Below are 6,494 nucleotides of genomic sequence, written 5' to 3' on the forward strand. Positions count from 1 at the left end.
CAGGCAAGCAGGGTAGGGGAGCAAGAATTAAAAAGCTCTTCTGCCTTTTCTACTGCCTTGGTCCCCCGTTCACGGGGCGGAGGGGCGGCTGTTGGAGAGCTATTTACACCTCAAACAGGTTTGCTATAGCAGGATTAGTAATTCTTTCGTCTTTCCAGGATTGGCTATAGCTGTAGTTGAGGAAGCTCGGCGGCGGGGACAGTAGGAAGATGATACAGCCACTTGGGCCGACTCAGGAATGGGGTCCACCGGGAGTTGCGTGGCGGCTTTTTTGACCCAAAGAATGACGGTATGGTGGTTGACTCCTGTCACGCGCTCAAGGGCCCGAAAACCCAAGCCGTTGCGGTACATGGGTAATTGGTTGCCGTGGGATAGCCAATCGTTGCGTAGGACGCGACAAAGGGTCTACGGCAGTCTTTGCAGATAAAGCATTGTTGCCGTAGCGATGACCACTTTTACCGATGCGGGTGGCGGCCCATGGCGGACATTCCATTACTCCATTACATTAACAACTAAAAACCGCCCCAGTTACCCAGGACGGTCTTCGGATGGTCAGGTTTACAGTAACGCTTGGGCTTGCATAACAATGTTCTCCACAGTGAACCCGAATTCCTTCATGCAGGTACCGCCGGGAGCGGACGCGCCGAAGGTCTCGATGCTCACGTGATGGGCTGCATAACGACCCCAACCGAAGGAAGCTGCTGCTTCAATTGAGAGCCGTTTGGTTACAGCAGGCGGTAACACACTGTCCTTGTACTCCTGGCTCTGGTCCTCGAAGAGTTCCCAGCAGGGCATAGAGACGACGCGGACTTTGGCCTCGATTTGAGCCGCAGCGGTGACAGCTAGGGAAACTTCAGAACCTGTGGCAATCAAGATCAGGTCCGGGGTTCCTTCACAATCCACTAGCGTGTAAGCCCCCATCGCCACCGCCTCAATCGAACTCCCCGCCAGGTTGGGCACATTCTGACGAGTGAGGATGAGACAGGAGGGCGTATCGCGCTTCTCAATCGCCACCTTCCAACTACCAGAACTCTCGTTGCCGTCCGCCGGACGAAGGACTAGCAAGTTGGGCATCGCCCGGAGGGAGGCGATAGTTTCAACAGGTTGGTGGGTCGGGCCGTCTTCACCCAGCGCAATCGAATCGTGGGTCAAGATGTACGGTACCCCAATTCCCGCGAGAGCCGAAAGCCGCATCGCACCGCGCATATAATCGGCGAAAACCAAGAAAGTCGCGCCGTAGGGAATCACCCCTTTGTGCAAAACCATCCCATTCAAGATGGCCGCCATTCCATGCTCACGGACCCCGAAGCGCAGGTTACGGCCCGCGTAGTTGGTCTGTTGGTAATCAGGCAGGCCCTTGAGGTAAGTCATGTTGGAGTGGGCCAAGTCAGCTGAGCCGCCCATCAGTTCCGGGAGTACTTTGGCTAAGGCGTTGAGGCAGATGCCGGAATGGTTGCGGGTGGAGTTGGCCTTGTCCTCGGGTTTGTAGCTGGGGAGAGCATCAGCCCAACCTCCGGGGAGGGTCGTGCTGATGACCCGCTTATATTCAGCGGCGAGTTCTGGGAACTCTGCTTCGTACCGGGCAAAGAGTTCATTCCACTGGCTCTCGGCTTGGTTGCCTTTGTCCAAACCCTTGGCAAACTCCTGCTGGACTTCATCGGGCACATAGAACTTGGGTTCCAGGGGCCAGCCGAGGTTCTGTTTGGTCAAGGTCACTTCCGCTTCCCCTAGGGCCGCACCGTGTACACCTTCAGTTCCGGCCTTATTGGGGGAGCCGAAACCGATAGTAGTACGAATCTTGAGCAGACTGGGCTTGTCGGTGACGGCTTTCGCGGCTTCAATCGCCTGGGCAATCCCGGCTAAATCCGTGTTGCCTTCGCTGATGACTTGGACGTGCCAACCGTAGGCTTCATAGCGTTTGCCCACATCCTCGGTGAAAGATAGGGCGGTGTCCCCGTCAATCGAGATGTGGTTGTCGTCGTAGAGCATGATCAACTTGCCCAACTTGAGGTGGCCTGCCAAGGAAGCCGCTTCGGAGGCCACGCCCTCCATGTTGCAGCCATCGCCCAAGATGACGTAGGTGTAATGGTCCACAATCGGCAGACCGGGGCGGTTAAATTTCGTCGCCAAGTGCGCTTCAATCATCGCCATGCCGACAGCGTTTCCCACACCCTGACCCAGTGGCCCGGTGGTGGTCTCAATCCCGTCGGTCATGAAGTTCTCGGGGTGGCCCGGGGTCTTACTCCCCCATTGGCGAAACTGCATCAAGTCTTCGATACTCAGCCCGTAGCCCGTTAGGTGCAACAGACTATAGAGGAGCATCGAACCATGGCCCGCCGACAGCACAAAACGGTCGCGGTCTACCCACTTGGGGTTTTGGGGATTGTGTTTGAGGAACTGAGTCCACAGCACGTAGGCCATGGGCGCACAGCCCATCGGTAAACCCGGATGCCCCGAATTCGCTTTTTGTACTGCGTCAACGGCTAAGAAGCGGATCGAATTAATACACAGTTCGTCCAGCCGTTCGGTGGTCTTCTGGGTCAGTGTCGCCGTCATGGATACCTCGCGTGGAATGTTCAACTTGGGTCTAGTCTAGGCCGCTTGTTCGTACACTTGCCCGGTGAGCCGTTCGTACATCTGGCGCATCTTCAAACCAATCAATACCTGGAAGAAACCCGTCCCATCGTTAGAACCGGGGAATTCCGTACGCTTCAAGATGAGGCTCGCGAGTTCGCCATAGGTGCGCTCAGACGTGTTGCGTAACTTCTCTTCGAGGTTGTGCGCGTCCTTGGGATGAAACTCACCGTCAATCGAAAGGAAGGATACCTTCTCCTCGAAATACTGGTCGTGCCCGTAGCAGAAGGTCAACTCCGGGTCCGAGTTGCTAAACTTGGGCCGCCAACAGAGGTCAGAGATCGCCCGGTCAAAAAGGTAAGCCGGGTCGTAGTTAGATGTGCTTTCTTTTTGGACCAAGCGGGCCTTGACAATCTTGAATCCGCCTTCTTTTTCGGGCAACTCACTGGGCAGGATTTCGAGGATGACATCCGCGTGTTCTTTTTGCGGGTCAATGTAGGCACTGAAGTCGGGCCGACGGGACTCAATCGCTCTTAGTACGTCGTCGTAGGAGTGGCCCCGCTCCGCCATATCGCGCTGGATCTTCCACTGAATTTTGATGGTGTCACTCAAGTCAAAATATAGTTTAAAGTCCAGCAAATCGCGGACCCGTTCATCATAGAAAGGATGCAAGCCTTCAATGATGACAATTGGCGTGGGGACAATGCGCTCCGGTGGGTCAATCTCGCCAGTTTCATGATTGTAAATGGGTTTGAGGATGCTCTCGCCATTCTTGAGTTGGGCCACCTGCTCCGCCATCAAGTCAAAGTTGTTGGCCCGGGGATCGAGAGCGGTGATCCCGGTCACCTTGCGCTGCTTGCGGTCCAGACTATGGTAGTCATCCAGACAGATAGTCGTAATCAGGTCTTCACTGAACAGGTCGTGCAGACGGCGCAGAAATGTGGATTTCCCACATCCACTGTCACCCCCAACACCAATCAGAACAATCCGGTCCGGTTTCGTAGCCATGATGTCTCCCAATAGCAGGTGCGGCGAGATTTGCGGAGGCGCAAGCACATCGTACCAGGACTGCAACATTTGTTACAAGCTGGGCCGGTGGACGACTCATTATAGAGCCGAGTCGAGAATTCAGAGAGTTCCGCCGCTGATAATTTCTATTTCAGCAACGGGGTGGGGGACTATCCTGGGGATAACTGCTTTGGGGATTGATACGCATGGTTTCTCAATTGCTGAAGCCCAATCTGGGCAAAAACGAGCGTCTGCTGCGGCTAACGGGTGGGGTTCTGTTAATTTTGGCAGCCCTGTTGCTAGCTCCGACCCCCTGGAATCTGATGGGGAGCTTGGGCGGTCTGGCACTCATGGCGACGGGCGGGGCGGGTGTCTGCCTCGGCTATAAGATGTTGGGCATCGACACCAACAAATAGTGTAATCGGTTCAACTCGACTCCCTGTGTTCACACGGGGAGTTTTTGTTATCTAGGGCTTTGAGTAACTGGTACAGCGTGGTAATGCAGGGGGCAAGCTGTCCATGCAGTTTACCTTGACGCAGAGGATTGCCGAAAATGGCTTCTACTTCTAAGGGCCGTCCCCGGTCGTAGTCCAGTTTCATGCTGGTCTGGTAGGGCTGCATTTGGCGGGTATGGTCGAGCAATTGGGCAGTGAGTCCAGGGGGTAAAGGATGACCGACGGCTTGGGCGAGGTCTTGGACTTCAATCATCAAGGCTTCGGCAAGGGCACGACTGTGGGGATTTTCCATGATCGCTTGCGTCGTTGCTCCCAGGAGGACCGATAACCCATTAAAGGGAATATTCCATAGGAGTTTGCGCCATCTTGCCAGGGGTAAATCTGGGGTTAGCTGAACGGCAATCCCGGCCTGCTGCAAGATTTTAATGAGGGGGACCAGTCGCCCAGTCTCGCTGGCTAGCCAAGTGCCCAGGGTAATTTCGCCGTAGTCCAAATGATGGATATGCCCCGGCCCGACTTGGTTGGCGCAGAGGAAACACAGCCCCCCGACCACCCACTCAGCCCCCACCAAGTCAGCTAACCATTCCTCAGCCCCCAGACCATTTTGAAGGAGAACCGCGAGACCATCGGCTTTGAGGACTGGTGGGAGTAGCTGGAGTAGCAGGTGATTTTGCGTCGCTTTGAGGGCAATCAGGACCACATCACAGCGGGGCATAGCTCCGACTTGGTCATAGGCTGACACTTCGAGCGTAAAATCCTCGGTCTTCGTCGTCACCCGCAGCCCATGGTCACGCACCCAAGCGTAATCTCGGTGGACCAAAAAATGTACCTCTTGACCGGCTCGGTGCAGCATGGCTCCGTACAACCCGCCCACTGCGCCCGTTCCTAACACCGCAAACCTCATGGTCGCCACAGCTTTTGGAGCTTGGTCAAAAAGTTCACAGGCGGTGGTCCATACTCAGCGCGGGCGTGGGAGTACTTGGTGGAGGAGAGTAGTTGCCAGACGGGTTTACCTGCTTGAAGCCGTTGCTCGACGATGATCGGCACGCAGTCAAGAGCCTGATGAAGGCTGTACCAGAACAGGGGTTGGTCGGGTTGTTGCACAAGCACATTCGGGCCGCCCCCGCCTGGAGACAGGTCCGATTTTGGCAAATACTGACACGAATGGTCATGACTCCACTGAGGGGACACTCGTTTGAGTTTAGTCCTACCATGAAAGTAATGACATGGAGACCGGGCTTGTGGCAATACCCATGGGCTTTGCTCGTCGCTTTTTGCAGACTTCTATCGGACAGATGGTCTATTTCACCCAGGACACGGACCGACCGGAGACCTTGGTTTTCCTGCACGGGTTTGGTGGCGGGTCGTCTTCCTTTGAGTGGTCCCTGGTCTATCCCTATTTTACGGCTGGGTACCGCGTGGTGGCCCCCGACCTGATTGGTTGGGGGGAATCGTACCATCTGGAGCGCGATTACCAGCCCGATGATTATTTGCGCTCACTCCGAGAGTTTTTGGAACAGCAAGCGGGAGTGGTTACAGTGGTTGCCTCTAGTGTGGTGGCGGCCTGGGTGGTGCGGTTGGCAGCAGAATTCCCGCAATTGATACAACGGTTGGTATTGATGTGCCCGACGGGTTTATCAGATTTCGGCGAACCGTACAAAAATCCTTTTTTCCAGGTCGTCGCCGCCGTCCCGGGAGTAAATTGGCTTTTTTATCAACAGGGCGTGGCAAATCGGGGCACTATCCGGTACTTCTTGGAGGAGCGACTTTTCGCCCGCAAAGAACGGGTGACAAACGAGATGGTTGAAGCCTACTACGCCTCCGCCTCCCAGCCCCAGGCCGAGTTTTCGGCGTTTTCATTCCTCAAGGGCGACCTCTGTTTCGATCTCGCCCTGTGGCTACCCCGACTCCAGACCCCGACCGCAATATTTTGGGGAGAACGAGCGCAGTTCGCCGGACCCAAGCTAGGTCAACGGCTGGCCCAACTCAGCGAACAAGTCCGAGTTTTCACCGTCATCCCCGACACCGGCACAACCCCCCAACTAGAACGCCCCGCTTTAGTCTGTGCCCAGCTAACGCAAGCTCTCCCCAAGTTGTTATGAAGAGGCCCCTCCGCCCCATACCCTGACGGGCACAGGTAAATGGGGGACCAAGGCAGAAGAGCGCAGAGAGTGGACAGCAAGAGTCGGCTAGAGGACGGGGTGTAATGGAGAGCTAAGCTGTTCAAATAGCAGTTAAACCGGGTTAATTACTTTCCCGCCCTCACAGGCTGTTGGGGCTGTTGGGGATATTGTTTTGAAAGGAGAGAGCAAGCGTAACCCACCGCGCAGAAATCCTCCCCTAACCGAGAAAAGCCTAGGCCCAGCAATTAGCCCGAAGCATAGGGTATAAATGATCTCCTTACCCCAATCGCTATGTCCACTCCATCCCTCAACGGACACCGCACCCTACCCCCAC

At 55.5% G+C, this 6,494-nt stretch carries 7 protein-coding genes; 2 read left to right on the top strand and 5 right to left on the bottom strand.

The genetic code is table 11. The annotated features are described in order from the left end of the window. Positions 1–123: 123 nt before the first annotated feature. From HFM78_RS06300 to HFM78_RS06310, 3 genes are all read right to left on the bottom strand, one after another. Complete coding sequence (locus HFM78_RS06300; protein WP_287128577.1) at positions 124–351, bottom strand: hypothetical protein; 228 nt, start codon at positions 349–351, stop codon at positions 124–126. A gap of 207 nt (positions 352–558) precedes the next feature. Continuing rightward, a complete protein-coding gene (gene tkt, locus HFM78_RS06305; protein ID WP_287128578.1) occupies positions 559–2,556 on the bottom strand; it encodes a transketolase in 1,998 nt (665 codons plus the stop codon). 36 nt (positions 2,557–2,592) lie between these two features. Then, positions 2,593–3,582, bottom strand: a complete 990-nt coding sequence (locus HFM78_RS06310; RefSeq protein ID WP_287128579.1) for a phosphoribulokinase — start codon at positions 3,580–3,582, stop codon at positions 2,593–2,595. 206 nt (positions 3,583–3,788) lie between these two features. Here HFM78_RS06310 and HFM78_RS06315 point away from each other — a divergent pair, with 206 nt between their 5' ends. Next, positions 3,789–3,998, top strand: a complete 210-nt coding sequence (locus HFM78_RS06315; RefSeq protein ID WP_287128580.1) for a DUF2892 domain-containing protein — start codon at positions 3,789–3,791, stop codon at positions 3,996–3,998. Between the two features lie 10 nt (positions 3,999–4,008). Here HFM78_RS06315 and HFM78_RS06320 read toward each other — a convergent pair whose 3' ends face one another. Beyond that, positions 4,009–4,929, bottom strand: coding sequence for a putative 2-dehydropantoate 2-reductase (locus tag HFM78_RS06320; RefSeq protein ID WP_287128581.1), 921 nt, complete (start codon positions 4,927–4,929; stop codon positions 4,009–4,011). Positions 4,930–4,937: 8 nt separating this feature from the next. Beyond that, positions 4,938–5,147, bottom strand: coding sequence for a hypothetical protein (locus HFM78_RS06325; RefSeq protein WP_287128582.1), 210 nt, complete (start codon positions 5,145–5,147; stop codon positions 4,938–4,940). A 131-nt stretch (positions 5,148–5,278) separates the two neighbouring features. On the opposite strand from HFM78_RS06325, the gene HFM78_RS06330 reads away from it, so the two are divergent. Next, entirely contained in the window at positions 5,279–6,139 is an 861-nt protein-coding gene (locus tag HFM78_RS06330) for an alpha/beta fold hydrolase (RefSeq protein WP_287128583.1), read from the top strand. Positions 6,140–6,494: the final 355 nt, after the last annotated feature.

This window comes from Candidatus Cyanaurora vandensis (assembly GCF_013285555.1).
Classification (GTDB): domain Bacteria; phylum Cyanobacteriota; class Cyanobacteriia; order Gloeobacterales; family Anthocerotibacteraceae; genus Cyanaurora; species Cyanaurora vandensis.